This is a genomic window from Pseudomonas sp. HMWF006, from assembly GCF_003061205.1.
Taxonomy (GTDB): domain Bacteria; phylum Pseudomonadota; class Gammaproteobacteria; order Pseudomonadales; family Pseudomonadaceae; genus Aquipseudomonas; species Aquipseudomonas monsensis.
Genome location: NZ_QAIU01000259.1, coordinates 1 through 1,442 on the forward strand (window position 1 = coordinate 1; position 1,442 = coordinate 1,442).

At 54.9% G+C, this 1,442-nt stretch carries 1 protein-coding gene; it reads left to right on the forward strand.

What is annotated here, in order from left to right; genetic code table 11:
• Window positions 1-330: 330 nt before the first annotated feature.
• On the forward strand, window positions 331-1,380 hold the full coding sequence (locus DBR24_RS10655) for an IS110 family transposase (protein WP_083272172.1): 1,050 nt from the start codon (window positions 331-333) through the stop codon (window positions 1,378-1,380).
• The last annotated feature ends 62 nt before the right edge of the window (window positions 1,381-1,442 follow it).

Below are 1,442 nucleotides of genomic sequence, written 5' to 3' on the forward strand. Positions count from 1 at the left end.
TCCATTCGGATCAGGGTTGTCATTACAGCAGCAAAATGTTCCGAGAAACGGTGTCGGAGATGCGAATAAAACAAAGCATGAGTCGACGAGGGAACTGCTGGGATACTCAGTTCACTATGCTCAAGAGCGTCGGCCCAATCTGACCCGTGCTGGGATTGGCCAATAGAGTGCCTTTGCGTTGACCTGTCGATTGGACGCTGACGTTCCCTGGCATTGCCGGGCCCAGCGTCTGTGACCTGATAGGAGCCTTGTCCTGCATCTTGAGTGTCCTGTCCTGCGTATGGGGTTGGTAATGCGTTCTCATCGGAGGCATTAGTCATGAACAGCCCCATGGACGAAAACGAAGTCATCTTGGGAGTTGATACACATCTGGATACCCACGTAGGGGTCTTGATCAACACGAATGGAAACCTGCTTGGCTGCTTGGCGGTAACAACCGATACCAGCGGATATCTCAAGCTCGTTACCTGGGCCAACTCCTTCGGTATGTTGAAGCGTGCCGGCGTGGAAGGCACCGGAACTTATGGCGCGGGTTTAGCCCGTGTCCTGCGTGATCATGGCATCGAGGTGCTGGAGGTTAACCGCCCTGATCGCTCCAAACGCCGGCTCCAGGGGAAATCCGATCCCACCGACGCCGAGAGCGCGGCTCGATCCGTTCTTTCAGGAAACGCCACGGCGATCGCCAAGACCCAATCGGGTGTGGCCGAGGCGATGCGGGTGGTTTCGGTTGCTCGGCGCAGCGCAGTCAGAGCGAAAACCCAAGCGATCAATCAATTGAGAGCCTTGCTCGTCAGTGCCCCGCAAGACATTCGTGAACGGCTCTGGAAAACCAAACCTGGCGACTGCGCCAAGGGATGTGCACGTCTTCGCTCACGGAGCGCGACTGAATTCCTGAACATCTTAACGACCTCCCTGTGTCTATTGGGCAAGCGCTGGCTGGCATTGGCAGAGGAAGTTGAAAAGCTCGATGTCATTCTAGAAAACCTGACTCGCCAACATGCTCGCCGTTTACGTGAACAATTCGGCGTCGGCCCTCAAACGGCGGCCGTGCTGCTTTCGACAGCAGGTGATAACCCGGAGCGGTTAAAAAGTGAAGCAGCTCTCGCCGCCCTCTGTGGGGTCAGTCCTTTACCGGCATCCTCGGGTAAAACGGTGCGACATCGTTTAAACAGAGGTGGGAATCGGTCTGCGAACAACGCCCTATGGACCATTGCGATGGTACGCATGCGAGGTGATCCCAAAACCCAAAGCTACGTCGCCCGTCGTAGTGCTGAAGGTTTGTCTTCCAAAGAAATCCAGCGCTGTTTAAAGCGCTATATCGTCAGGGAGCTATACCCTTTGATCCTGGCAGATTTAGCCGATTCAGCTCGATCTTGTTGACATAGGAGCGTCAACGCTCCGATGGAACGTTTCTTTGGCAGTTTGAAATCTGAATGGATACC

Excerpts from the sequence above, each read along its gene's own strand:
- DBR24_RS10655 (WP_083272172.1), top strand. The coding sequence starts at position 331 with ATGGACGAAAACGAAGTCATCTTGGGAGTTGATACACATCTGGATACC.